This window comes from Vibrio sp. B1ASS3, assembly GCF_905175355.1.
Classification (GTDB): domain Bacteria; phylum Pseudomonadota; class Gammaproteobacteria; order Enterobacterales; family Vibrionaceae; genus Vibrio; species Vibrio owensii.
This window is the reverse complement of record NZ_HG992742.1, coordinates 1,871,573-1,897,844: the sequence shown is the minus strand read 5'-3', so window position 1 is coordinate 1,897,844 and position 26,272 is coordinate 1,871,573. Positions and strand designations below refer to the sequence as shown.

Sequence of the window (26,272 nt, the reverse complement as noted above, 5' to 3'; positions counted from 1 at the left end):
GTGGCGATCAGCATACATTTGATTTCTGTACCCTCTGAAGAGGTGGTGACTTCAAGAGTCATCTATCTGCCCGAGTCTGGTGGGCAGTTTGGGCGTTCTGCTTCTTGTGAAGTGGCATTGCCCGATCAATCAAAACGCATCTCGCGTATTCACGGACAAATTCGTCTCACTGAAACAGGTTATTTGGTGAAGAGTACCGGCAAGAACCCGGCTCGCCTCAACGATAAAGCCATGGTGAGAGATAAAGATTACCCACTCAACGATGGCGACATTTTAAAGATCGAAAGCTATTCGATGTTGGTATCAACACTCACGTCGAGCAAAGCGCCTGCCGAAGAGCAACCTGATGACCTCTTTGCGACCAAGTTCGACCTGCAACTGGAAGACAATGTCGATTTTCTCGATGAAGGAGATATCGTCGAACCCGTGAAATCGGAAGTCCATTACTCTCACCAAAATGTAATGAGCGATGACCCCTTCTCCTCCGACCCTTTTGAAGACATCGATGATGATGAACTGGCGGGTCACTTTGAAGTGGATGAAGTGTCGAAACAGCAGCAAGCAATGGAGCGTTCTACGGAGATTGAGTATCTTCCGGGAGACCACCTTCCAACGTCAGAGCTGGAAGCCTCCATCGAAAAGCTGATTACGATTACCGAGAAGAATCAACAATACCTTCGCAACCCACCGCTTGCACATGATGCTTTGTTTGATGCGTTGGACAAAACGCTCGATCAGTTCCTCAACGAATTTGCGCCGAACCAACTAGAGAATCAATTTAGCGAATTTGTGTCTGGTGGACTGTTCAGCAGCAAAGACAAGAAGTATTGGAAAATCTACCGCAAACACTTCCAACATCGACAGGACAACGGTGATTTTCGCCGTCAATTTAAAGCGATGTTTATGGAAAATATGCAAAAGCAAAGCGAGGAAAGCTGATGAAGATTTGGCTTAGTTTACTCGCTTTCGCTTTGGTGGGGTGTTCATCCGACCCAACACCGGTTGTGACGCAATATCAACTGGCGGTAAGCGCCGAGAAAACGATTAACCCAAGCGTTAACAACAGTACCAATCCTGTGGTGGTGCGCTTGTATCAACTGACCGATGCCCAACAGTTTAAGCAATTACCGTTTATTGATTTGTACAACGATGACGTGAGCCTATTAGGCGCAAACTTGGTGTCGAAACAAGTGCTGCCTGTGGTAATGCCAGACAGCACCAGCAAACAAACCTTAGACATCAACAAGACCACTCAATACATCGGCGTATTGGTGGAATTTGCCGAATATGATGCAAGCACGGCGACGGTAGTGACAACCACGCCTCAGGAAGAAGAACAATATATCCAGTTAAAGATCAGCGGTAACAAAGCAGCATTGCAAACCGTGACACCAGATTCGCCTTGGTGGGATGTTTTTTAACTCGATTCAGTAGATAGGGAAATCTCGTGGACGCATATAAAAAAGTCGTTTGGCAAGAAGGCATGTTCATTGCCCCACAACACTTTCAACAACAAGACAGATACACACAAAACTACGTCAGACAAAACGTCGAAACGCTTGCTGGTTATGCCCCTTACTATGGTGTGACCGACTTGGTGATCAATCATGATCTACTTAAAATTGGCAAGCTTTCCGTCTCTTCTAGCGCGGGATTGTTCCCAGATGGCACGCATTTCGAACTGAAACGCGAAGTCGCCAGAGATGTGCCGCACGGTACGATTGAGAAAATGGCTTACTTAGCGCTGCCTGTCTCTCTGCAAGGCAATAATGATTACGCCAATGATGAATCGGAACAAAGCCGCTATCTTACACGCACCATCAATGTGTTTGATACTTCAACCTCTGAAAATGCCAGTGTTGAAGTGGACGTCGCACAGCTCAATATAGCGATTAAACTAGAAGGCGAAGACGCTTCAGGCTTTACCCTCATTCCTTTCGCCAAGGTGTTGGAATGCAGCGAAACGGGCGAAGTGATGCTAGACCGTTCCTTTATTCCTGCGTGTTTGCACTATGGTGCATCACAGCTATTGGTTGAACGTTTGAAAGAGATTCATGCCCTCACGTCCAACCGTGCCACAAGCTTGCTCAAACGTATTCAAGCCGGACAAGGACAAAAGAGTCCACAGTCGATGATGCAAGACTACCTGTGGCTGCAAACACTCAACACTTGGCTTCCGTGGTTTGATTTATCTTTGTCGAATCCAAAGTTTCAAACCCATCAGCTTTATTTGGAGCTACGCAAGTTTGAAGCGCAAGTCATGGCGTCCACACCTGCGATCCCAGAGCCTTGCCAACCGTTGGATTTCCATCGTCTGTACGATTGCTTTAACCCGCTTTTTTCGAATTTGCGCAATATGCTCACGTTGGTTCAACAAGACTCGGTGATTGAGTTTGCGTTCGACACTTCGTTGTTTGAACGACGCCGCTTGCTTCGCACTCTGGTAAAAGATGGTCACAACCTGTCCGATCGCCGATTCGTTCTCAGTGTCCGTTCCAATATAAGCAGCACCGAGCTTAACGAATTGTTCCCTGCGGCAGCCAAACTGAGCAGCAATAATAAGATTGTCGAGATTGTGCGTAATGCCCTTTCTGGCGTTCAGCTGACGCCGCTTCCTGTTGCGCCAAGTGAACTAAAACCAATGCAAGGTACAGCGTATTTTGAAGTGGATACGTCAGACCGCAATTGGTTAGAAATGATTGAAAACCGCGATGCACTGGCGCTGCACGTCGATACACGTGTTGGCGACCTAGAAGTGATGCTGTACGCACTGAGGTAGTAAGTTATGAACTATTTGGATGAAAACACCTTAGTTTGGGACAGCAGCGAAAACGACTTCGTGAGTAAAGACACCGACATGCCAGACGTAAAGTGGCATTCGGTCAATGCTGCGCAAGCCAATATTGGGTTCTTGCATCATTTCGACAAAGCCGAGAATCAGCTGATCAACATCAGTTCTGAATTACTGGCTGTCACGCTCAAGATCAACACCTTGCCGGAGCCCGAAGACATCACTACGCTCAGGCATCAACTGGTGGCTTCTATTAATGAGATCAAAACCAAAGGCGCCGAGCTGACCTACCCAGTCGCCGTGATCGACAAGCTCTGTTTCCTGTATGCCGTGGTTTTGGATGAATTGATTGTCTACACCGATTGGGGTGAAAAACGCGGATGGGAGAACAAAACCTTACTCAGTGAACTGTTTGGTATGCGCAACGGTGGTGAGCTTTTCTTTACTGTGGCAGAGAAAGCAGCGCGCCAACCGCACAAGCTGATCGACTTATTAGAAGTGGTTTACCTGTTTCTCAATATCGGCTTTAAAGGTCAGTACCGCGAAACAGGCAGCGAACAGCTAAAGCGCTTTACCTACCGTCTAGAACAGATTTTAAGTCAGTACCGACAAGCTGGTGGAATCTATTGTCATACTAAGGTTTCGGTACCTAAAACACGTAAGCCTACGCGCAAGAAACGTTACCTTGTCACTACATTGTTTTTCTTAACTGTCATTGGTTTGAGTGTTGCACTCACCTATTTCTGGTACAACAAAACCAAACCACAGCGGGCACGTGATTTTGTCCAACTTGGTGAGTACAGCCAGCGCTATATTGAATCTGGTCGTGCGGATGACATCGTTTATGTCAGCACTGACGACGATTTAAAAGGCAATAAAGTCGCGGTAAATACCACTCAACCACCTCGTCCAGTGCCGAGCCAACCAAAAGCCGTGACGCCACAAGCGAAAACTTCAACGCCAGAGACGAAGAGCGCTCTAGTCACGAGTCCTGCAGCGGACACTGATTGGCTGGTCCAACTTGCAACCTTCTCTAACCTCAAAAACGCCGAGAAGTTTATCGCCCAACTGCCGACATCCAACTATCAACCTGTCGCGGATAACATCAATTCATACGTTCGCGTCATTGTTCGATGTGACAACTCAGAACAAGCTAAAACCATCAATAACTGGTATCGAGAGAATGCCAACGTCAACGGCTTAGTGGTGAATAACAAAAATAAACAAAGCGAGGTTGAGTCACAATGATGCAAGACAACCCAAACACACCAACAAGAAAAAAGGCAATCACTTGGAGCCTTGTTACCCTTCTGCTTCTGGCAATCTTAGGCGGCTTACTGACTTGGCTTGTTGCGTATCCTGATTTCTTATGGACAGGTGTTATCGTAACAACCATTGTGGCACTGCTGTCCGCAGGGCTTTGCTTTTGGTTAATCAACCGCAAGGTGAAAAAGAGTCTTGAGCAAGACCAAGAACGTGCACTAATTATCAAACGATCCAAGTTACTCGCCTTCCACTTCAAGAAAATGCTCGGTGTACAAAAGCGTAAAAAGCGCTTAACCAGCCGTTACGATCAGCCGATTTACCTGTTGCTCAGTGATAACCCAAGCAAAGACAAAAGCATCATCACGCAGATGGGTTACGAAGCTTATAAGGTGGATGACTTTGGTAACGACATTGAGTTTCCGATTCTATTTTGGCTCAGTGAACACTCAATTCTGATTTCCATCAGCATGGGCGAAGATCAACAACCGCTTTACTTAAAAACGCTGTGCCAGTGCCTAAATAAATGGCGTCCGAGACAAGCGATTAACGGCTTGTTGCTCACCACAGAAATTGAACAGTTAGTTGGCAATAGTGAAACCCTTTCACAAAAAGCCGACCAATTGAAATCGCAAATCAAAGCATTCAATCGTTCATTTGGTTTGAACCTGCCTGTCTACAATGTCCTAACTAACATGGGTCAAGTGAGCGATTTCTGTCAGTTCTTTTCTGCGTTTGATGAAGCTAGACGCAATGAAGTTTTCGGCGCCACCAGCCCAGTGCAAAAACATGGTGGCATTGATGCCGATTGGTTCAATGACGAATACGACCACCTCATCGGTCAGTTAATCTCGAACATGAGCAATGCGTTGGGAGCGCAGCTCAACCAAGATTTCCGCAATGCCATTTGTGGTGCGCCATACCAATTTGGTCTGCTTAAACAGAATTTGTGGCACTTCTTACAGCGTTTGCATCGAGGTGACCAATACACAGATGGGCTCAACTTCCGCGGCTTCTACTTTACCCACAGTGGCAGTGATTTCGCACAGCATGATTTACTGGCGAACGTGGTCAATCAATCCCTTGGCAATGAGCAATATCAGCAACACCAACAAATGCCCGTTCAACAAACCTTATTTGCTCAGCATTTGATGTCTCATGTTGTGCTAAATGAAAATACTTTAGTCGGTGTTAACCGCCATAAAGAGAATTGGTTGTGGTTCAGCCAAACCGCCTACACCCTAATTTGGCTCGGTCTACTGGTTGGCACACTGACGATTCTTAAGCTCGACTTCGATTATCAAACTAATCGTGAAGCCAAAGCTGATGGCATGTTAGAACGTTACAAAGAAGCGATCGCAGCACAGCCATACAGCAAAGAAGATTTGGTGGGCAATATTCCAAACCTGTACACCATGCATCGCATTTACGCGTTATATCAGGAGCCTGAACCTTGGTATACATTGCCATTCCTACCGAATGCGACCATCAAACCAGAAGTTGAAGCGGCTTACACCAAAGAGCTGCAACAAGTGCTGATCCCTTCTATGGCGCACACCATTGAGAGCGACTTGTATGTGTATGTGAACTTGGAAGATCAAGCCAGAACGCTCGAATTGTTGAATGACTATCGACTGTTGTTTGATAAAAATCGTACCAACATTGAAGAGCTCAAAAGCTATTTCCTAGCAAACTTAGAGCACCAAGGCGAAGCGGACAAAACCAACGTTGCTCAGCTTAAAGTGCTGCTCGACGACGTGTTTAACCAGCACTTAGTGGCGACAACTGCCAATCAAGAGCTTGAAGGGTTGGCGAAGCAAGTCATCAATCAATCCAATATCGAGACGCTACTCTACCAACACATTTTGAACGATCATGCGTACGAGAAGCGCATTGATGTGCGTAAAGAACTTGGTTCCAACTTCAATCAGATATACCAATTCAAACCTGGCTACGTTGGCTATTTCGTTCCTTACTTGTACACACCGACTGGCTTTAACGAGCTCGATCTTTCGGTGGAATCCCCTCTTCTGATCGAAGCGTTATCCGCTTATGAAGGCATCGCAGGGCAAGCACCAAGCGCGCTAGAGATGCATAGAATCAGCCACGATTTAAAACGCATGTACCAGAACGATTACATCAATTATTGGCGCGATTTTATTAACAGCATCGAGGTGAAAACCATTTCCGGTTCTGAGCAGTTGAATGCCAGCTTGAACGTGCTCAACAATGCCTCAAACAATCCAATGTCTAAGCTGTTTACCACCATCAGCAACTACACTTCGGTTCTTCTACCTGAGCCAAAAGATGCGAAGAAGAAGACCGATGAAGAGATTGCCGATGCTGCGCAAGACAACGAGAAAAAGGAATCAGCTCGCCAAGTCACACTGACGTTTAATGATTTCCACAAACAAGTGACGCCAGACGATCAGGGTAAAAAACCAATAGATACCGTTCTGGAAGGTTTTGCGAACACGGCCAAATGGCTCGATCAGTTCTACAAGTCCAACACGCCAGACAAAGTGGCTTACGAGACTTTATCTGCCGGTTTAAAAGCGCAAAATCCGGTCGCACAGTTGGCGTCATTGACCGATTCCCAGCCACCGTTATCCGGTGAAGTGATCGACTACGTGACAGTGCAAACTAACGAATTGGTAATGAACTTAGCTCACCAATACCTTAATAGTATGTGGAACAGCGAAGTCTACCAGCCTTATGAAAACACCATCGCGGCTTTCTACCCGTTTAAGAAAAGTGCCAACAGCGACGCAAGCACAGCGGATGTTGCTGCCTTCTTTAAAACCGATGGCACGTTGGACACCTTCTATCAAACCATGTTGAAAGGCTTTTCGACAGAGCAACGAGCGCCGTTTATGTCCGGCTTGTTGCCAAATACTAGCTTTGCATTAGATCCTGCGATTTGGCTGATGTTTGATAAAGCCAAAGACATTCGCTCTGCCCTGTTTTTAGCTGACCCGAAAAACGTCGCGATTCAATTCCAGATGAAACCAACAGAAATGAGCTCGGCGCTGACTGAGTTTTCCATTCGTGCTGAAAAACCGATTTTCACTTATCAACACGGTCCAATGCTGTGGACACAACAAAGCTGGAAAGGTGATTCTGTCGCACAAGATGCACTAACGGTGCGTCTACAAAAACAAGCAACGCCGATTGCCAATGAACAGTTTAAAGGCAGTTGGGCATGGTTCCGCTTGATTGAGCCGCGCGTCACTTCAACCTCTTCGCAAAGCACTCAGCTTGAGTTTGATTACAATGGCGATAAGGTTCGCTTAACGATTAAAACTCAAGGTCAGAACAATCCGTTCGTACCGAACTTCTTTGCGGGCTTTGTGTTACCGGCGAGCATTTAGTGATGAATACGTTCGCCAATCAAACCCTGTTTAGAGCCTGTGGCGTTACTTATGTAGCGCCTCTGAGCGAAAACGTTTTTCAGTGCGAGCACAAACTTTATGGCACTGTGGTCATCAAGGTAGCACGCAGCTTGGCTGAGAAACGAGCTTTGATGGCGGAAGCGGACTTTCTATCCAAATACGCGTCGGATTACTGGGCGAACTTTCATGGTTACGGCTCGCAAAACCACGCCGACTGGTTAATGAGCCAATATCTGGAAGGTAAAACACTTAACACAATAGAACCTGATTTATTACCTCAAGACATAATAACCAAGCTTGAATTCGCTTTGCTAAATCTACACAAAACGGGTTATCTGCATGGCGATATCAAGCCACACAACGTCATCGTGACGCCGAACAACCAAGTTCGGCTTATCGACTTTGGCAGTGTGATTCGTGTTGATGCTAAATACCGAGAGCATTCACATGCATCCGTTAGCCGAGCCTATAGTGCGACCCGCCCCTCTCTGCATATCGGTCAGGCAAGTAAGAACGATGATTTCTATGCCTTGGCTATGACCTTGCTCAGCTGCCACGATCAACATCCCTTTACCGGTCTCTCGCTACAAGAAGCGGCAGAACTGCTACCTACCCCAAGCAACATTGATTTACCAACGCGCTACCAAGTCTTGATACAAAAAGAGTGGCAACGAATGCGCCACTCTTTGAAGTTGTAGAGATTCAACGATCTAAGCTCTCTGGCTTACGCGTCTGATGATTTGGACTTCAGATACTTCTCAATATCCACCTCATCAACCTGTTCGGCTGGCATAAACTTGTTAGCATAGTCACGGTAAACCCCGCTTTCTAAGAACAACAAGAACAAGTCCATATCCAAGTGTTCGTCCAGTGCCATCTTGTACATGATGTCAACAGCAACGCTCACTGGCTTGGCTTTCTTGTAAGGTCGATCTCCCGCCGTTAATGCTTCGAAAATATCGGCAATCACCAAAATGCGTTCTGGGGTCGATAAATCTTCTGCACTCAACCGACGCGGATAGCCTGTGCCTTTCAGCGTCTCATGGTGAGTCGAAGCGTAACGCGGCACGTTACTTAACTCCGGAGGGAATGGCAGTGCCCCCAGCATTTTGATCCCACTGATCATGTGCTCGTTAATCTTGAAACGGTCTTCTGGTGTTAACGTCCCGCGGGAAATGGTCAGGTTGTACACTTCACCCAAGTTATATTGATGCTCTGGCACTTGCACCTTAATGCCATGTTCTGGTGCAAATTCCATTGGGCGAACGCGCTCGATAATATGGTCAGGCTTATCCGCCAAAAGGTTTTCAACCACGGGTAGCGTCACGTCAGATTTTGGCTTAATCATTTCTTCAAATGGAGAAAGGCCAAGATGATCATCATAGTGACGCAACCAAGTTTGTTGGGCGATTTGTTTAATGCGCTCAATCTTCTCGTCACTCATGAACTCACCACCCACGTTGGCGTTGGCAACAAATCGGAAGTCTTCATCCAACTGCGCAACTCGTTGGTCGAACTTGGCTTGCGCCTCTTCTTTTGACAGTTCACCAGTAGATATCGACTTCCACATTTCCACTTCAGCATCTCGCCTTAACACCTCGAAGCGAGTGCGAATTTCATTGATGCGATTGTAGTTGGCTTCTAACTTAGTGCCTTTATCAACGATGTGTTCTGGCGTGGTGATCTTGCCACAGTCGTGTAACCAAGCCGCGATACGGAATTCACGTCGTTCGTCTTCATTGTTGAACTTAAAGTCTTTGAACTTACCGGTGTCGCACTTCTCTACTGCCTCTGCCAGCATCAAGCCAATTTCTGGAACACGATTACAGTGCCCCGCAGTATAAGGAGACTTGTCATCGATCGCTTGCGCGATAAGGCGAATAAAGGCCTCAACAAACTCTTCTTGCTGTTGCTCGTGATGTTGAATCTCTTGCGTCATTTCAGTGACCGAATCGGACAAATCAGAGACTTCTTTGATTCTCGTCTCAACTGGAACCAAACGATCAAATTGGCGTTCTTTAATCTTTATTGTCTCTCGACGTAACGCCAAGATAGGACGAACGATTGGAGCACCAACCTTCCATGCCAATGGAAACAAAATAAGCATCACAAAAGCGGTAATCACTATCGCTTTCGACAAACGACTGGTTACGGCATCAGTGATAACTTTGCCAGAAACAAGCACCGCAAAGTAATCGTTCGTGCCACGTGTCGACTGCAGCTTTGTAATGTAGAGAAAGCGATCTTCGCCCTCGATGTTTACCTTGTTCATCGCATCATGTTTTTCTTCCTGAATCACGAGTTCATAAACTTCAGGATATGGAACAAAGCTACCTCGCCACTGGTGAGGCTTAAGCCACTTCTCTTTTAGCGCCATTTTTTGTTCCGGAGTAATAGCAGCAATAGCTTGGTTGATCACCTCGACGACTGCTTTGTCTTTGTTTTTCATAAAAAGTGAATACTCGAGCGGCGGTGCGTCCAGTTTAGCAACATGTACATGAGTGAGTCTGACCAATCGCTTTATTTCAACCATGGTCAAATAGCTATCAACGAGATACTTTATCTCCCCCATATGTAAAGCCCGTTTAGCCAGATCTAAATTGGGTTCCTCAATAATGTTGAGTGTTGGATAGCGTTCAAGTAGCCACTCTTTCATGCCAAAACCAGCGACGACGCCAACCGTTTGATTGCTAAGTTCATTCAAGGACGTAGGCATCGGGTTTTCTGTTTTAGTCGCAATCGCAAGTTGGCCGGTAAAAATTGGAGTGCTCTTTATACCTAAGCCATCAGGTGTTCCGAGTACAGGCTGCAGAATATCGATTTCACTCTGACGGTATTTTCTCACTAGATCTTCAGAGCTGAAACCGTTCACAAATTCTAGAATCATGCCTGTTTTCTGAGAGACTAAGTTGAGCACATCAACTGCGTACCCTCCAGGTTCACCACTTTGCGTATAGTCGTAAGGCCCCCAATCATTTTGATTGGAAATCACAAACTCTCGTTGGTTGAATAATGTTTTTTGCTGTTCATTCAGTGCCAAGAGGGACGAGTCCGGGATCTTAACCTCGTGAAAAACATTAACACTTGAGGCAACCACTTCACCGCGATCATTGAAAATGAAGGCTTCAACACCATCTTCTTTCTTCATCCCAAGCTCGGTTGCACTAATTTTCTCGCTCAATGATGACAGTACCGTATCAACACCGATTACCGCTCCTTTACTACGGACAGAGTAGGTTTGCCCCGTGATCTTTAAGTGTTGAAACAGATAAGGATTCGTTTTGTAAACGCTATCTCTTGAAGCACTATCAAACCAAGGTCTTCGTGATGGATAAAAGTTACTTTTCTCTTCAGATTGACGAACGAGATCCAGTCCCTCAGAGTAGTAAAATGTCTGTTTTGAACGCTGCTCACCTTCGCCCGTTACTTTGATAACAACCCAACGTTCTTCATTTGATGCATCGATTTGTCCACGCACAATCGGGGAAGATTCTAAGTTGATGACCTGATAAAAAAACTCTTCATTGTCAGCAAAATAAATACTGTAAAAGACTGGGTTGTCGATCAGAGTTTGGATGAATACCCGTTGAATTTCAGTTTCACTAAACTCGGAATCACTAAAATCCGCCACACTTCGCAGAATTCCCGCGCTACTCGTCGCACTCGCATCAATTTGATGAATATGGTTACTGACGTCTTTGGCTGTCATGGTTAAGTGCGTCAGGATATGTTCTTCCGACATTTGCTTGCCGAAGTAATACTGCATCCCGAGACCAAGTGATGCAGTCACTGCCGTAGCGATGATAAATAAGCTACCTACCGTAAACTTGATGGAAAACTTGCGAGGAGTACCTGATTTAGTTTTCACGTAATAAAGCCCTCCGATGGCTTCAACAGCAAACTAAGTAACTCTTTTTTAAAATAGAACATCTTGAGTTACATGCACTTCAAGTCTAGTACATATTTTTCATACACTTGCATTGCGTTAGAGCGCAGATCACTTTTACACAATAAAAAGAGCGATACCGAAGTACCGCTCTTTGCTGATGTGTTTGGGAGGGTTAAATCATTGCGACTCAGTGGAAGAGATACTTTTGAATATCAACCTCGTCCACTTGCGTTTCTGGCATAAACTTCTTCGCGTATTCGAGGTAAACGCCGCTCTCTAGGAACAACAAGAACAGGTCCATATCCAAGTGCTCGTCCAACGCCATTTTATACATGATATCGATAGCCACACTCACTGGCTTTGCTTTCTTGTAAGGTCGGTCTCCCGCCGTTAATGCCTCAAAAATGTCCGCAATCACTAAGATGCGCTCTGGAATCGACAAGTCATCCGCACTCAACTTACGGGGGTATCCTGTCCCTTTCAGCGTCTCGTGGTGAGTAGACGCATAACGCGGAACATTGCTTAGCTCTGGTGGGAACGGCAAGGCCTCAAGCATCTTAATGCCACTTATCATGTGTTCATTGATTTTGAAGCGATCTTCTGGTGTCAGCGTACCGCGAGAAATCGTCAGGTTATAAACTTCACCCATGTTGTACTGATGTTCCGGCACTTGCATTTGAATGCCATGTTCCGGCGCAAACTCAACAGGGCGAATACGCTTGATGATATGTTCTGGCTTGTCTTCCAACAGCTTTTCCCTAACCGGCAACTGCGTGTTGGACGTTGGCTTGTTCATTTCCTCAAATGGTGACAAACCTAAGCGGTCGTCAAAGTATCGTAACCACGTTATCTCAGCAATTTGCTTCACGCGCTCGATCTTGTCTTCACTCATGAACTCACCACCAATGTTTGCATTGGCGATAAACTCAAAGTCATCGTTGAGTTGACGTACTTTTTCTTCAAACTCGGCTTTTGCTACGTCTTTGCCAACCTCGCCGCGTAACAAGGTGTTGAGGTATTCGATTTCGAGGTCTCTGCGTAACACTTCAAAGCGAGTGCGAATTTCATTAATTCGGTTGTAGTTTGCCTCTAGCTTGGTGCCTTTATCAACGATGTGCTCTGGTGTGGTGATTTTGCCACAGTCGTGCAACCAAGCCGCGATACGGAACTCTCTTCGTTCTGCGTCATTTTGGAAGGCGAAGTTTTTGAATTTACCGCTCTGACATTTTTCAGCCGCTTCCGCCAGCATCATGCCGATTTCTGGCACTCGGTTACAATGCCCTGCAGTGTATGGTGACTTGTCATCGATCGCTTGTGCGATAAGTCGAATAAAGGCTTCAACAAACTCTTCTTGCTGCTTCTCGTGTGACTGAATCTCGGCCACCATTTCCATCATTGCATCTGAGAGTTCATCAATCTCTTTTACTCTTGTAGTCACCGGCCACACTTGATCGAAATTTCGAGCACGAATCTTTCTCGTTCTCGCTTTCAGTGCGTAGATTGAACGAGTCATTGGTGTGCCGAGTCGCCAAGCCAGAGGGAAAAGGCCTAACATAACTAACGCAGTAAACAGCAACGAGTTAAACAAACGCTCTGTTACTGCATCGGTGACGATTTCTTTCGGAATCACTACCGAGAAGTAATCATCACCGCCACTGGAACTTGAGATCGGGGTGACATAAACAAAGTAGTTTTGTCCTTCAATACTTCGTCTCACCATGGTGTTGTAGTTAGACGTGTCTTTCGACAATTGAAATACTTCAGGGTATGGCACAAACGTTCCGCGCCAATGGTTTGATTCCAGCCATTTTTGCGTTAACGCTTCTCTTTGCTCCGGTGTAATCGACTCGATAGCAAGGTTGAGCACCTCTAATAAGCCCGCGTGCTTTTGGTTTATGTAAATGTGATAAGGCACTGGCTTCGCATCCAGTTTTCTTACCGTGACGGTCGATGTTCTCTCCAAGCCATTCAGTTCATCCAACGTCAAATAGGTATCAACCAAATAAGGAATCTCGCCTTTCTCTAGTGCTTCCTTTGCATCACTTAAGCTTTCAAATTCAACGATGTTCAGCTTAGGGTAGTTTTCTTGTAACCACTCCTTCATTCCAAACCCGCAAACAACACCCACTTCCTCAGGGAAGTTTTTAAGTGAAGTAGGAATGAAGCGTTGGCTTTTCCCTGCTATCGCCAAGTCTGCGGTGTACATGGTAGCGCTTTGCTCGCCGTATTCAGGTACTTCACCAGACACGGAATGCAAAACATCAATGGTGCCTCTCAAGTACTTTTTCGACAGCGTGATCGATTCAAAACCATTGATAAAATCGAACTCTAAGCCGGTTTGCTGAGAGAGAATTCTCAACAAATCGACCGCATAACCTTGAGGTTCACCAGCTTGAGAAAAGTCATAAGGTCCCCAGTCGTTTTGGTTCGAAACCAATAATGCCGGTGAGTTCATCACAAGCGCACGCTGAGGCTCAGTCAGCGTCAATGGTTCAGACGGTGGCACTTCGATATCGCGTTCTAGATCGATGTTCGACGCGATCACTTCACCCTTATGGTTGAAGATAAAAGACTCTGCCCCACTTTCTAAACTCATACCCAGTGCGGTTGACGCAATTTTAGAATTCAGTGTCGACAGTTCAATATCGATACCGATAACATCTTTACCACTGCGGATCGCATAGCTCTGACCCGTGACCTTCATATTTTTAAACAGGTAAGGCTCGGTCTTATAGACGTTTGTTTCTGTCGCCCCGATAAACCATGGTCTGCGTGTAGGATAAAATGACGTTTTGCTCGCAACGGTTCGATTCACATTAAAGCTGCTGTCCACGTACGACACGATCATTTGTCTATCCGGACCAATGCCAGTGGCTTTAGCGATAGCCCAGCGATCTACCACATCGGCGCTCATCTTATCGCGAATCGTTACCGAGGTTTTTAGGTTAATGATTTGAAAGAAATCTTCATTCTCGCTACCCACATACAAGCTTTGAATGAACGGGTTTTCATCCAAAACCTGAGCAAACAAAGTGAGAATTTCTTTTTCAGAAAAGTTGTGGTCAGACATAGAAAGAAAGCTCTTGAGCATTCTTGTACTGCTGATCGCATTGCTATCGACTTGGTGAATGTATTCACTTACATCTGCCGCCGCCGTACTCAACCTTGAGATGACGTGCTCCTGCGACATTTTCTGCCCAAAGTAATACTGCATACCCATAGCAAAGATCGCCGTAAGTGCCGTCACTAACATGAACATGCTACTTACAATGAACTTGATTGAATATTTACTTTTTAGCTCAGAACTGCGTTTCATTCTTGCGCCCCGGCATCACCATAAAGTGCCAAAACTGTCGGCTTTACATCACCATTTACTATCAAAATACTAAATAACCCCATACATAAGCGTAGACTTATACAACGTAATATTTGCTATCAATTTTGCAAAACCTATGTTTAAAACGATCCGATAAATAAGATTGTCCTTCACAGAACCAAATTTATTACTTGTTAATTGACTCAAATTGATGGTTAACAGCGATTATTTTTTGATGCATATCGCAAGCAAATCCATTCTTCAAAAGGCATTCACAAAACCTGACAACACCCGCATAGACACCACCTTTCTAATAAGCTCAATGTTTATTCTAGTGGGAATCAATACACACTGCTTGTCGTGAAAATAAGAAAAAAGCATCGCTTGTATTTGGATGAGAATAAGCACTGATAGGTTTTATCTGTTGAAACAATCGTTCATCTCAAATTTATCCTGAGCACTTCGCTCGCTACCATGTCACCTCTTTTGTGTTACACCCCATTTATAAGAAATCTCTATGAAACAAAAAGGATTCTCCCTAACAGAAGTGGTGGTTGCGGTTGTAGTACTGGCGATCATTGGACTGTTTTCTGCACCTAAGATGATGCAAATGCAACGCGAGGCTCGAATCAATACCCTAGAAGCATTCGTTGGTGCTTTTCATGCTACCAATGAGGTCGTGATGACCAAGGCCAAAATACAAGGCGTTGAAAAGGAACCGTTGGCAAAACTGTCAGACCATGACATTTATATTCGTATGGGTTCGCTCGCGTTGGATGATTTTAACGTGGCGAATGCAATGGAAATTGACGGGTTCAACCTTGCCAATACAGGCTCTACGGAAACACCCTCATTACTGGTCTATTTAGGTAAGGAAAAATCCTTACAACAGATCCGAGACTCGGGCTGCTTTATCAATATTAATCGCCCCTTCACGGCTTTCGATGGAGAAGGCATCGTGGCCATGGATGAACTGAGAGTGATTAAATTCTACGACTATTGCTAGCTCATCATTTTAGAGAGATTAGATTACCGGAAAGCCTTACTGCACATTAGGCGTATGCTTGCTAACGTCCTATATGCCTTTGAGGTTTTATTATGATCGTTGTAAAAAAAGCAGACGCCTCTGACGTTGCGAAAATTGCCCCTCTTTACCTGAAGTATCTTGAGTTCTACCAAGTCGATGTTTCAGGTAAAGATCCCGAGGCTTTTATCAAAGCTCGTATTGAGAATGAAGAATCAGTCGTGTACTACGCGACTGATGAAAGTGGGCAAACGCTCGGTTTTGCGCAGCTTTATCCACTCTTCTGTTCGTTAGAAATGAAAAAGATTTGGCTTCTCTACGATTTGTATGTGGATTCATCCCAGAGAAAACGAGGAATTGGTGAACGCTTATTGGAACAAGCAGACCAACTGGCGAAAGAGACCGACTCTGCCTTTGTTATGTTAAGCACAGGCATAGACAACAAAGCCGCTCAATCTGTGTATGAGAAACACGGTTACGTACGCGATGTCGAGTTTTATAACTATGTTCACATGCTTAAGTAATCAAACCGACACGTGAACAAAAAGCGAAAAGCCGAGTTGTACTCGGCTTTTTATGTTCAACTTACGCCACTTTGTACTTGCTGATACACAATCAAAAACAAACCAGCAAATACCGCTACCGTCAGTAATACCTTTAACCAAAGAAACTTCATGATTATCTACTCTTCTGGCGCGTATTGGTCAAACACTTCTTGAGCTGTCATTTTCTTGCTGTGTGGCTGTAGATCATAGTACGCAGGCTTCTCATCCGTGAAGATCTCTAAGCTCAATTTGAAATCTGGCTCATTAAATAACCCAGCTGAAAGAATGTATTCATCCGTTGCCAATAAATGGTAATAGATGTTTGTGCCGCATTCAGCACAAAAACCTCGTACTGCCCATTGGGATGATTGATAGCGTTTGGGCTCTGCACCACTAAATGTCACATCGGGGCCGCAATGCACCGCATGCAGAGGTCCACTTGACCACTTTCGACACATATCGCAATGACACAAACTCACTTCATTGTGTTTAGGTGCGGTCACTTCAATAGCGCCACATAAACATGTTCCTTTCATCGCTGTTCCTCCCTATTCAACCTCCATCATTATGGCGGTTTTAGACTCTCAATTGATGTGACCAACCTAGTCTTTCACCACATTCTCCGGCCGGCATGTTTGCGTGAACTTTATGAACAAAATGTCGCTTATTCTCAATATTCTCTTTATCTACGCATTAGAGACATCGCGTTAACACCTTATTAACCTTTAGCTCATCACTAGCGAGTCTCCCTACCTCGTTAGGAGAACAAATAATAAGGCTCTTCAAAACAAGAGAGTCACCAACATAAGGAACGTGAAACATGTTAAAGGTACTCAAACCAACGCTCGCCGCATCTATCATTGCAGCCTCATTTTCTTTCCACGCTTTTGCTGCTGATGTTGAAAAAATCCATTTCCTAATCCCTGGTGGTGCTGGTGGCGGTTGGGATATGACAGCTCGTGGCACAGGTGATGTTCTGGTTAAATCAGACATCGTTGAGAATGTCTCTTTCCAAAACCTCTCTGGTGGCGGTGGTGGTAAAGCCATTGCGCACCTCATCGAAACCGCTGAGCGCCAACCTGACACGCTGATGGTCAACTCAACCCCAATCGTTGTTCGTTCACTGACGGGTATCTTCCCGCAATCCTTCCGAGATCTGACGCCAGTAGCCGCAACGATTGCTGACTACGGCGCTATCGTGACTTCCGCGGATTCGAAATACAACACATGGGAAGATGTGGTCAAAGATTTCGAATCTAACCCACGTAAAGTAAAAATCGCTGGCGGTTCTGCACGAGGCTCGATGGATCACCTAGTCGTCGCAGCCGCATTTAAAGGCGAAGGTTTTGACGCGCGTAAAGTTCGCTACATCGCGTACGATGCTGGCGGTAAAGCAATGGCAGCACTTCTATCTGGCGAAACACAATTGCTTTCAACCGGTCTTGGCGAAGTGCTAGAGATGTCGAAATCTGGTCAGGTAAAAGTACTGGCGATTACGGCACCAAAACGTCTAGACGCTGCACCAAACATCCCTACCCTGAAAGAATATGGCAATGAGACTGTGTTCGCGAACTGGCGTGGTTTCTTTGCCGCTCCTGGCACAAGCCAAGCCAAGCTCGACGAATGGAACGCAGCTCTGACCAAGATGTACAAAACGGACGAATGGCAAGTTGTTCGTGACCGCAACGGCTGGATTGACAACTACAAAGCGGATAAAGAGTTCTTCGCGTTCCTAGAAGAGCAAGAGCAGCAAATGGGCGATCTAATGCGCGAATTAGGTTTCCTTAAGAAGCAATAACTCCCATCCGAGTTTATGGGGTTAGCTATCCCTAGCCCCAGTTGTATTTGCACTCTAATTTCACCGTATATGGGCATTGTCGATAATCGACAAGTAAAAACTCCTTTGTTTATTGATTGGTAAACACTAAGTAACTCGACTAGCAGCGATGCGCTTAATTGTTAATGACTTAGTCCTTCTTCATTAACGCCCATATACGGTCTTTTCCTGTTGTTCTAGGAGTTGGATATGTCTCATTCAACCAATATTTTTACCAAAGAGAATTTGCTGTGCCGCGATCGTGTCGGTGCGATGATCTTTTTGTTGTTTTGCCTGTGCTACGGCTACCAAACTACGCAAATCCCTCTCTTTCCCGGGGATGAATACGAACCCTTCACAGCTCGCACCTTACCAACCATTCTGACCTACGTCGGGATTGGTTTAGCGCTAATGCTATTGGTCACTGGTCAGCCCGATAAACAAAGCGGCGCTGTGATGTCATTCAACTGGAAATTGCTGATCGCGTTTTTAGTTTTGATGGCGCTTTATGGTCTGGGTTTGACTTACATCGGCTTTGTATTAGCGACAGGATTCTTCCTACTTGCGGGCTTTTACCTTCTTGGCGAACGACGTAAATCGGTGTTGTTTGGAGCCTCATTTCCGTTCGTTATCGCGTTTTACTTGCTGCTCACTCAGGGTCTAGATATCTACCTTGAGCCTGGTCTGATTTTCACCATCTGGTAGTCAAAAGAAAGGACTGAATTATGTTAGATGGAATTCTACAAGGTTTATCCACCGCCGTGATGCCAATGAACATCATGATGGTGATTGTTGGCTGTTTTGTCGGTACATTTATCGGCATGCTACCGGGGCTTGGTCCTATTTCTGCCATCGCTCTGATGATACCTATCACCTATGGGTTGGATCCGTCTTCAGGTCTGATTCTGATGGCTGGTGTTTATTATGGTGCGGTATTTGGTGGTTCAACTTCTTCTATTCTTATCAACGCGCCGGGTTGTTCTTCAACCGTAGTCACCGCGTTTGATGGCTACCCAATGGCACAGAAAGGACAAGCAGGTAAAGCACTTGCGCTGGCGGCTTACTCTTCTTTCACTGGCGGCACGCTTTCAGCCATCATGCTACTTGTAGCCGCGCCAGCACTGGCTAACGTCTCGCTAAGCTTTCAATCTTCTGACTACTTTGCGCTAATGCTTCTTGGCTTATCCGCAGTGGCAGCCTTTGCAGGTAAAGGACAAGTGATCAAAGCGTGGATGATGACCATTCTCGGCTTGATGCTATCTACCGTCGGTATTGATAAAGGCGTCGGTGTTGAACGCTTCACCTTTGGTCTTACAGATTTGATGGATGGTTTCAGCTTCCTGTTGTTGGCGATGGCGACCTTTGCGCTTGGCGAAACTTTGATGGGCATTTTGAAGCCTTCCGAGGACACACGTGATGAAGAACAAGATAAGCTGAGCAACATTGGTTCGATGAAAGTCACCAAGGAAGAAATCAAAGAAGTAGCGCCGGTTTCTATTCGCTCTTCAATCCTTGGTTTCTTTACTGGTGTGCTTCCGGGTGCAGGTGCAACCATTGCCGCCTTCTTAAGCTACGGCATGGAACGTAACCTTGCTCCAAAGGATAAAAAAGAACAGTTTGGTAAAGGCAGCATCCGAGGTTTGGTGGCTCCGGAGTCAGCGAACAACGCAGCATCAAGTGGTTCTTTCGTTCCCCTGCTTACTCTTGGTATTCCGGGCTCTGGTACAACCGCAATCATGCTAGGAGCGTTAATCGCTTACGGTATTCAGCCGGGTCCTCGTCTGTTTGTTGAGCATCCAGATGTGTTCTGGTCGGTGATTATCTCCATGTACTTCGGCAACATTGTGTTGGTGATTCTTAACCTACCGCTGATCCCATACATTTCAAAACTGTTGGCCGTACCAAGAACCGTGTTGTTGCCGATGATTCTGTTCTTCTCTATCACCGGTGTGTATCTGGTTTCTTTCAACACCATGGACGTGTTTGTGATGTTGCTTGTGGCAATGGCTGCCATCGCACTAAGGCTGGCAAACTTCCCTCTCGCACCGCTATTGCTTGGCTTTATCCTTGGTGGATTAATGGAAGAAAACCTGCGCCGTGCATTGATGATTTCCGACGGTGAACTGAGCTTCTTATGGGAACGCCCAATCACACTGACATTTACAGTACTCGCGGTATTGGTACTTGGCAGTCCACTGTTTGTAAAACTCTTTCAAAAGCTTAAAGCACAGCCAGTGAAAGTTGAGCAATAAGCATTCTATCTCTCCCTCAAGATAGACCTTTGAAACCAAGCCACCCTTTGCGGTGGCTTTTTTCTTGGACTAATCGCTACTTTATTTCTTTGGGTGAGTTGCGTAGTGTTAACCGTTCAGACACAAAAATTATAAGAACAAAAAAGGACTTTTTATGCTGCTGGAATTTGCTCTCTTGTTTGCCGCGGGCGTCGTTGGTGGGATCATGAACTCCGTCGCCGGTGGTGGTAGCTTCATAACCTTCCCTGCCTTGATGGCGGTTGGCGTGCCTCCCATTATGGCGAACGCGACGAATACCTATGCTTCTTGCGCAGGCTACATCAGTGGTGCAATCGGCTTTCGCGAAGAAATCATGAAGAACAAGCAAGAACTGGCTTTCACTATCTCTTTCAGTTTGATTGGTGGCGCTGTCGGCGCTTACCTTTTGCTGAACACGCCAGAATCTGTTTTTCTTGAAGCGATTCCATGGCTATTGTTATTCGCAACCGTACTTTTTTTAACTGGCTCACGCATGACTGCGTTGATTAAGTCTCTGACCAAAGAGACCAAACACGCCGGTATTCTAGGTGTGATTGCACTGAGTCTTCTTTTGATTGGCGTCTCTGCTTATGGTGGCTTCTTCAATGCCGGATTGGGCGTGATCGTGTTGAGTTATTTAGTGGTTGCAGGACACCAAGACATCAACTTAATGAACGGGCTTAAGCTGCTGGTTTCGACCTGTGTTTCCCTGATTGCCATCATGATTTTTGTGGCCAACGGTTCAATCGATTGGACCAAAGGCAGTGTTGTGATGGTTGGCACATTGGTTGGCGGCTACTTAGCCGCGCGTGTATCTCGCCAGTTGAATCCCAGCCACGTAAAAGGCTTCGTTGCCCTCTCTTCTATCGCGATTACCATTTACTTCTTCGTAGATGTCTATGCCTAACTCAATACCACGATATAACCAAAGCCAAGCGCTCATTGCTCACAAACAAAAACGCCATCGCAAATTACGATGGCGTTTTCATTGGTTCTGACTAGAGATTACTTAATCAAACCTACTTCTTTGTAGTACTTCTCAGCACCTGGGTGAAGCGGCGCAGATAGACCATCTTTCACCATTTCTTCTTTCTTCAAGTTTGCAAATGCTGGGTGTAGACGGCGGAAATCATCAAAGTTTTCGAATACCGCTTTCACTACGTTGTAGACTACTTCGTCTGGCACTGCCGTTGAAGAAACAAACGTCGCACCTACACCAAAGGTTTGTACATCGCTTTCTGAACCGCGATACATGCCACCCGGTACATTTGCGATACGGTAGAAGCTGTTGTCAGAAACCAACTTCTCAACTTGTGGGCCCGCAACAGTTACGATGTTACTGTCACATGACGTAGTCGCCTCTTTAATCGCACCACTTGGGTGACCTACAGTGTAGATCATCGCGTCGATCTTGTTATCACACAGTGCCTTAGACTGCTCTGATGCTTTTAACTCAGACACCAGTTTGAAATCGTCATTCGTCCAGCCGTACTCTTTCATCAGCACTTCCATCGTACCGCGCTGACCTGAGCCTGGGTTACCAATGTTAACGCGTTTACCTTTCAAATCATCAAACGATTTAATGTTTGCGTCTTTACGAGCCACAACGGTGAACGGTTCTGGGTGAACAGAGAACACAGCACGGAGCTCTTTGAATGGTCCTTTATCTTCAAATTTGCTCGTACCGTTATAAGCATGGTACTGCCAGTCTGACTGAGCGATACCTAAATCCAACTCACCTGCACGAATGGTATTGATGTTGTAGATAGAACCACCAGTACTTTCTACTGAACAACGGATGCCATGGTCAGCACGTGATTTGTTCACCAAACGACAAATAGCACCACCCGTTGGGTAGTACACGCCAGTTACACCGCCCGTACCAATGGTTACGAACGTATCTTTAGCAGAAACTGAAAAACTTGCACTTAGTGCAGCCAGAGAAGCCGCGACAGCAATTTGCTTGAGCTTTAACATTGAACGTCCTTATTTTTTCCTTTGTTTATGGCCAGATAAGTATAGCAACCGTTAACAAGTTGATAACGTTCGAGATCACATCCTGAGAATTATCACCACGTCGTAAAAGGCTTTGATCGGTAAGCAATTATGAACCGCGTACGACTTTAGTTTTAATTGTATGAAAAAGCTCGCGAAGTTTTTTGACTTTTGTTGTTTTAACAAAAGCCTTTTGCCATTACTGCCGTTAATTGCAAATCATCAAAAGAGTAGACTGAGGGCAATTCGAAATAGGAGCTTCTTATGAGCAACGCACTTTTCAACGCATTCAAATTCGGCGATTTTGCTGTAAACAACCGCATCGCAATGGCACCAATGACTCGCTCACGCACTTCACAACCGGGCGACGTGCCAAACGATATGATGGCGACTTATTACCAACAACGCGCCACAGCAGGTTTGATCATTACTGAAGGCGCACCAATTTCAGCAGTTGGTCGCGGCTACTCAATGACACCGGGTATTTACACTCAAGAACACATTGAAGGCTGGAAAAAGACCACCGACGCGGTACATAAGGCTGGCGGTAAAGTCTTTATTCAACTTTGGCATGTTGGTCGTCGCAGCCACGACACGATCGCTAGAGAACAACCTGTATCGGCCTCTGCAATCAAAGAACCAGACATGGTATTTGGCCCTCTTCCAGAAGGCGGGTTTGGTATGATCGAAACCTCAATGCCGCGCGCAATGAGTGAAGATGATATCAAACAAACCACTGCAGATTTTGTGCAAGCGGCAAAAAACGCAATGGAAGCTGGCTTTGATGGCGTTGAGATCCATGGTGCTCACGGTTACTTACTTGATCAGTTTATGCGCAAAGCACTGAGAGATCCCCTCATAATTTCCCCAAAACGTAACCATGTGTGAATAGATTTTGAGTAAGCAGGGTTGCAGCCACGAGTGAGTCTTCCCTTGTTATTGTGTAGCCAGAATGCCGCAAAACTTCCATGCCTAAGCGAACTGTTGAGAGTACGTTTCGATTTCTGACTGTGTTAGCCTGGAAGTGCTTGTCCCAACCTTGTTTCTGAGCATGAACGCCCGCAAGCCAACATGTTAGTTGAAGCATCAGGGCGATTAGCAGCATGATATCAAAACGCTCTGAGCTGCTCGTTCGGCTATGGCGTAGGCCTAGTCCGTAGGCAGGACTTTTCAAGTCTCGGAAGGTTTCTTCAATCTGCATTCGCTTCGAATAGATATTAACAAGTTGTTTGGGTGTTCGAATTTCAACAGGTAAGTTAGTTGCTAGAATCCATGGCTCCTTTGCCGACGCTGAGTAGATTTTAGGTGACGGGTGGTGACAATGAGTCCGTGTCGAGCGCTGATTTTTTCGGCCTTTAGAGCGAGATTTATACAATAGAATTTGGCATGAGATTGGATTGCTTTTAGTCAGCCTCTTATAGCCTAAAGTCTTTGAGTGACTAGATGACATATCATGTAAGTTGCTGATAGGTTTCCAGTTTTCCGCTCCTAGGTCTGCATATTGTACTTTTCCTCTTACTCGACTTAACCAGTACCAACCCAGCTTCTCAACGGATTTATACCATGGCACTTTAAAGCCAGCATCACTGACAATGAGCGGTGTGGTGTTACTCGGTAGAATGCTCGCAAGGTCGGCTAGAAATTGGTCATGAGCTTTCTTTGAACATTGCTCTGAAAGCGGGAACGCTTTCTCATAAAGAGTAACAGAACGACCGTGTAGTGCGACTGAAGCTCGCAATACCATAAGCCGTTTTTGCTCACGGATATCAGACCAGTCAACAAGTACAATGGGCATCGTATTGCCCGAACAGATAAAGCTAGCATGCCAACGGTATACAGCGAGTCGCTCTTTGTGGAGGTGACGATTACCTAACAATCGGTCGATTCGTTTGATGTTATGTTTTGTTCTCGCTTTGGTTGGCAGGTTACGGCCAAGTTCGGTAAGAGTGAGAGTTTTACAGTCAAGTAAGGCGTGGCAAGCCAACGTTAAGCTGTTGAGTCGTTTTAAGTGTAATTCGGGGCAGAATTGGTAAAGAGAGTCGTGTAAAATATCGAGTTCGCACATTTTGTTGTCTGATTATTGATTTTTGGCGAAACCATTTGATCATATGACAAGATGTGTATCTACCTTAACTTAATGATTTTGATAAAAATCATTAGGGGATTCATCAGCGCAAAGCATCTAACCAACGTGATGACCAATACGGTGGCTCTCAAGAGAATCGTATGCGCTTTATGTTGGAAGTGACCGAAGCGATCGCAAAAGAAATTGGCGGCGATAAAACAGCTATCCGCCTGTCTCCTTTCGTTACCGAAGGTTCAAACATCGTTGATGACGAAATTGTTGAGTTAACAGTGAAGGCACTAGAGAAGCTTGCACCGATGAACCTTGCTTACATTCACTTCAGTGAGAATATCTCTAACTACACTGAAGCAACGGATGCCTTTCGCAAACAAGTTCGCGAGGTGTACCCGAACCCAATCATGGTTGCAGGTAAACTCACTGCAGAAAAAGGCCAGGCGTTGTTAGATTCTGGCTTAGTGGATTTAGTAGCGTTCGGCCAACCCTTCATCACTAACCCAGACTTCGTCTACCGCGTGGAAAACGGCATCGAGCTAACGCCAGTTGGTTACGATGCGCATTCCACCTTCTACGGCGGTGATGAAAAAGGTTACACCGATTATCCTTGCGCGACCGCATAAATGAACATAAAATGTATGGTCCGCCCCGTTATTGCAACTACAATTTAGTAATAACGGAGTTGGTTTGCGCTAATGTATTCGGAGTCCACGTTGGGAACATTAACTTCCCGCTCCACGATGATATCCGCGCCAGATTATCCTTAAAAGCCCCAAAGCAACTAGGTGCTATTTTTTGTATCAGGTTACTAATCTGGCCGATCGACCGTTTTTGTCATCACGTTCATTGGCGTTGCAAACTTGGTTATGGCTATACAGCCTTAAAAGCTTGGCGGTGGTACAACACCGCCCAAGCTATTCTTGCTAGCTTATTGGCAAGTGCGACTACCACTACATTAAACGGCTTTGTTGCTCGTAAATTGACTAACCAATCTCCAAACACTTTTCCTGTTGTTTCTATCCTAGATAGCACGGACCTCGCTCCATGTATAAATAGAGCGCGAAGGTGTTTGTTCCCTCGTTTACTCATGCCTAATAGCTTTGATTTGCCACCCGTTGAATACTGCCTTGGAACGAGTCCTAGCCATGCAGCCATCTCGCGACCTCCACCAAAGTTTGAAGGAGAACTGATATTAGCCACACACAGCGTTGCTGTTAAATCACCAATACCAGGAATACTCTTCAAAAGCTCGGCATTTTCATTATTTTCAGTAATTGCTTTCAGTTTTCTATCTTGAGTAGATACTTGCTCATTTAGGTATTTATAGTGCTCATGAATCGAGAGCAACTCAGCGACCAGACTCGGTGGTAGTTTTATATCTTGCTCGGCCAACCACTGAAATAGCGCTTTCATCTTGGCATGGCCTTTAGGAAAACTCAGCCCAAACTCAAGTAGTATTGCTCCAATTCGGCTCATACAAGCCGTTCGTTCTTTGATATAACCATCCCTCACTCGATGGATAGCTGCGATTACCTGAGCTTCCTCTGACTTGGCAGAGACAAATCTCATGCTTGGTCGACTCGCTGCTTCTGCTATCGCAGCTGCATCAATAAAGTCGTTCTTGTTACCTTTGACGTAAGGTTTTACATATTGAGGCGGGATAAGTCGAACTCGATGCCCATAGGCTTCACACTTTCTCGCAAGCCAGTGAGCACCACCACAGGCTTCAAAAGCGATGATGGTAGGTTCAAGTACAGATAAGAAACGAAGTAGTTGGATTCGACTAAACTTACGGCGAATAACGTCTTTGCCAGTGTGATTGTTACCAACCGCATGAAAGCAGTGCTTGCCTAAATCGATACCTAAGATGTGAATGGTAGACATATGGTTC

At 45.6% G+C, this 26,272-nt stretch carries 19 protein-coding genes and 1 pseudogene; 14 read left to right on the top strand and 6 right to left on the bottom strand.

What is annotated here, in order from left to right; genetic code table 11:
* From KJB05_RS08925 to KJB05_RS08900, 6 genes are read left to right on the top strand one after another with little or no spacing between them, the layout of a single operon-like run.
* Window positions 1-939, top strand: a complete 939-nt coding sequence (locus KJB05_RS08925; RefSeq protein WP_208445492.1) for a type VI secretion system-associated FHA domain protein — start codon at window positions 1-3, stop codon at window positions 937-939.
* Complete coding sequence (gene tssJ, locus KJB05_RS08920) at window positions 939-1,421, top strand: type VI secretion system lipoprotein TssJ (protein ID WP_208445491.1); 483 nt, start codon at window positions 939-941, stop codon at window positions 1,419-1,421. The genes KJB05_RS08925 and tssJ overlap by 1 nt, the downstream gene beginning before the upstream one ends.
* A gap of 26 nt (window positions 1,422-1,447) precedes the next feature.
* The gene (gene tssK / locus KJB05_RS08915; protein WP_208445490.1) at window positions 1,448-2,779 is read left to right on the top strand and encodes a type VI secretion system baseplate subunit TssK; all 1,332 of its coding nucleotides are present in this window, start codon (window positions 1,448-1,450) and stop codon (window positions 2,777-2,779) included.
* A gap of 6 nt (window positions 2,780-2,785) precedes the next feature.
* On the top strand, window positions 2,786-4,039 hold the full coding sequence (gene icmH, locus KJB05_RS08910) for a type IVB secretion system protein IcmH/DotU (protein WP_208445489.1): 1,254 nt from the start codon (window positions 2,786-2,788) through the stop codon (window positions 4,037-4,039).
* Window positions 4,036-7,425, top strand: coding sequence for a type VI secretion system membrane subunit TssM (gene tssM / locus KJB05_RS08905; RefSeq protein WP_208445488.1), 3,390 nt, complete (start codon window positions 4,036-4,038; stop codon window positions 7,423-7,425). Before icmH ends, tssM begins: the two co-directional genes overlap by 4 nt.
* A gap of 2 nt (window positions 7,426-7,427) precedes the next feature.
* Entirely contained in the window at window positions 7,428-8,144 is a 717-nt protein-coding gene (locus KJB05_RS08900; RefSeq protein WP_208445507.1) for a protein kinase, read from the top strand.
* A 26-nt stretch (window positions 8,145-8,170) separates the two neighbouring features.
* Here the strand turns inward: KJB05_RS08900 and KJB05_RS08895 are convergent, their stop codons facing one another.
* Window positions 8,171-11,314 (bottom strand): HD domain-containing phosphohydrolase, encoded by a 3,144-nt coding sequence (locus KJB05_RS08895; protein WP_208445487.1) that lies wholly within the window; start codon window positions 11,312-11,314, stop codon window positions 8,171-8,173.
* 208 nt (window positions 11,315-11,522) lie between these two features.
* A complete protein-coding gene (locus KJB05_RS08890) occupies window positions 11,523-14,651 on the bottom strand; it encodes an HD domain-containing phosphohydrolase (RefSeq protein WP_208445486.1) in 3,129 nt (1,042 codons plus the stop codon).
* A 517-nt stretch (window positions 14,652-15,168) separates the two neighbouring features.
* On the opposite strand from KJB05_RS08890, the gene KJB05_RS08885 reads away from it, so the two are divergent.
* Complete coding sequence (locus KJB05_RS08885; protein WP_005442162.1) at window positions 15,169-15,657, top strand: prepilin-type N-terminal cleavage/methylation domain-containing protein; 489 nt, start codon at window positions 15,169-15,171, stop codon at window positions 15,655-15,657.
* Window positions 15,658-15,749: 92 nt separating this feature from the next.
* On the top strand, window positions 15,750-16,199 hold the full coding sequence (locus KJB05_RS08880; protein WP_009704384.1) for a GNAT family N-acetyltransferase: 450 nt from the start codon (window positions 15,750-15,752) through the stop codon (window positions 16,197-16,199).
* Between the two features lie 158 nt (window positions 16,200-16,357).
* Here KJB05_RS08880 and KJB05_RS08875 read toward each other — a convergent pair whose 3' ends face one another.
* Window positions 16,358-16,756, bottom strand: a complete 399-nt coding sequence (locus KJB05_RS08875; protein ID WP_039974401.1) for a GFA family protein — start codon at window positions 16,754-16,756, stop codon at window positions 16,358-16,360.
* Window positions 16,757-17,040: 284 nt separating this feature from the next.
* Here KJB05_RS08875 and KJB05_RS08870 point away from each other — a divergent pair, with 284 nt between their 5' ends.
* The 4 genes from KJB05_RS08870 to KJB05_RS08855 all read left to right on the top strand — a co-directional run bounded on the left by KJB05_RS08870 (window position 17,041) and on the right by KJB05_RS08855 (window position 21,213).
* Window positions 17,041-18,018, top strand: coding sequence for a tripartite tricarboxylate transporter substrate binding protein (locus tag KJB05_RS08870; protein WP_038890064.1), 978 nt, complete (start codon window positions 17,041-17,043; stop codon window positions 18,016-18,018).
* A gap of 228 nt (window positions 18,019-18,246) precedes the next feature.
* Window positions 18,247-18,741, top strand: a complete 495-nt coding sequence (locus tag KJB05_RS08865) for a tripartite tricarboxylate transporter TctB family protein (protein ID WP_005451900.1) — start codon at window positions 18,247-18,249, stop codon at window positions 18,739-18,741.
* Window positions 18,742-18,761: 20 nt separating this feature from the next.
* Window positions 18,762-20,288, top strand: coding sequence for a tripartite tricarboxylate transporter permease (locus tag KJB05_RS08860; protein ID WP_005451899.1), 1,527 nt, complete (start codon window positions 18,762-18,764; stop codon window positions 20,286-20,288).
* A 154-nt stretch (window positions 20,289-20,442) separates the two neighbouring features.
* A complete protein-coding gene (locus tag KJB05_RS08855) occupies window positions 20,443-21,213 on the top strand; it encodes a sulfite exporter TauE/SafE family protein (protein WP_208445485.1) in 771 nt (256 codons plus the stop codon).
* 98 nt (window positions 21,214-21,311) lie between these two features.
* Here KJB05_RS08855 and KJB05_RS08850 read toward each other — a convergent pair whose 3' ends face one another.
* On the bottom strand, window positions 21,312-22,283 hold the full coding sequence (locus KJB05_RS08850; protein WP_208445484.1) for a TAXI family TRAP transporter solute-binding subunit: 972 nt from the start codon (window positions 22,281-22,283) through the stop codon (window positions 21,312-21,314).
* Between the two features lie 282 nt (window positions 22,284-22,565).
* Between KJB05_RS08850 and KJB05_RS08845 the strand changes: the two are divergent.
* Window positions 22,566-23,138: pseudogene (locus KJB05_RS08845) on the top strand (alkene reductase); the annotation flags it as partial.
* A 19-nt stretch (window positions 23,139-23,157) separates the two neighbouring features.
* Here the strand turns inward: KJB05_RS08845 and KJB05_RS08840 are convergent.
* Window positions 23,158-24,366 carry an IS4-like element ISVsa5 family transposase gene (locus KJB05_RS08840; protein ID WP_001352368.1) on the bottom strand — a complete coding sequence of 403 codons (1,209 nt, stop codon included), beginning with the start codon at window positions 24,364-24,366 and terminating at the stop codon, window positions 23,158-23,160.
* A gap of 98 nt (window positions 24,367-24,464) precedes the next feature.
* On the opposite strand from KJB05_RS08840, the gene KJB05_RS08835 reads away from it, so the two are divergent.
* Window positions 24,465-25,004, top strand: a complete 540-nt coding sequence (locus tag KJB05_RS08835) for a hypothetical protein (protein ID WP_279612223.1) — start codon at window positions 24,465-24,467, stop codon at window positions 25,002-25,004.
* Window positions 25,005-25,251: 247 nt separating this feature from the next.
* Here KJB05_RS08835 and KJB05_RS08830 read toward each other — a convergent pair whose 3' ends face one another.
* Window positions 25,252-26,265: an IS110 family transposase gene (locus KJB05_RS08830; RefSeq protein ID WP_213053086.1), complete on the bottom strand. Its 1,014-nt coding sequence runs from the start codon at window positions 26,263-26,265 to the stop codon at window positions 25,252-25,254.
* Window positions 26,266-26,272 lie beyond the last annotated feature (7 nt).

Excerpts from the sequence above, each read along its gene's own strand:
- tssJ (WP_208445491.1), top strand. The coding sequence starts at position 939 with ATGAAGATTTGGCTTAGTTTACTCGCTTTCGCTTTGGTGGGGTGTTCA.
- icmH (WP_208445489.1), top strand. The coding sequence starts at position 2,786 with ATGAACTATTTGGATGAAAACACCTTAGTTTGGGACAGCAGCGAAAAC.
- tssM (WP_208445488.1), top strand. The coding sequence starts at position 4,036 with ATGATGCAAGACAACCCAAACACACCAACAAGAAAAAAGGCAATCACT.
- KJB05_RS08900 (WP_208445507.1), top strand. The coding sequence starts at position 7,428 with ATGAATACGTTCGCCAATCAAACCCTGTTTAGAGCCTGTGGCGTTACT.
- KJB05_RS08890 (WP_208445486.1), bottom strand. The coding sequence starts at position 14,651 with ATGAAACGCAGTTCTGAGCTAAAAAGTAAATATTCAATCAAGTTCATT.
- KJB05_RS08885 (WP_005442162.1), top strand. The coding sequence starts at position 15,169 with ATGAAACAAAAAGGATTCTCCCTAACAGAAGTGGTGGTTGCGGTTGTA.
- KJB05_RS08880 (WP_009704384.1), top strand. The coding sequence starts at position 15,750 with ATGATCGTTGTAAAAAAAGCAGACGCCTCTGACGTTGCGAAAATTGCC.
- KJB05_RS08875 (WP_039974401.1), bottom strand. The coding sequence starts at position 16,756 with ATGAAAGGAACATGTTTATGTGGCGCTATTGAAGTGACCGCACCTAAA.
- KJB05_RS08870 (WP_038890064.1), top strand. The coding sequence starts at position 17,041 with ATGTTAAAGGTACTCAAACCAACGCTCGCCGCATCTATCATTGCAGCC.
- KJB05_RS08865 (WP_005451900.1), top strand. The coding sequence starts at position 18,247 with ATGTCTCATTCAACCAATATTTTTACCAAAGAGAATTTGCTGTGCCGC.
- KJB05_RS08860 (WP_005451899.1), top strand. The coding sequence starts at position 18,762 with ATGTTAGATGGAATTCTACAAGGTTTATCCACCGCCGTGATGCCAATG.
- KJB05_RS08855 (WP_208445485.1), top strand. The coding sequence starts at position 20,443 with ATGCTGCTGGAATTTGCTCTCTTGTTTGCCGCGGGCGTCGTTGGTGGG.
- KJB05_RS08850 (WP_208445484.1), bottom strand. The coding sequence starts at position 22,283 with ATGTTAAAGCTCAAGCAAATTGCTGTCGCGGCTTCTCTGGCTGCACTA.
- KJB05_RS08840 (WP_001352368.1), bottom strand. The coding sequence starts at position 24,366 with ATGTGCGAACTCGATATTTTACACGACTCTCTTTACCAATTCTGCCCC.
- KJB05_RS08830 (WP_213053086.1), bottom strand. The coding sequence starts at position 26,265 with ATGTCTACCATTCACATCTTAGGTATCGATTTAGGCAAGCACTGCTTT.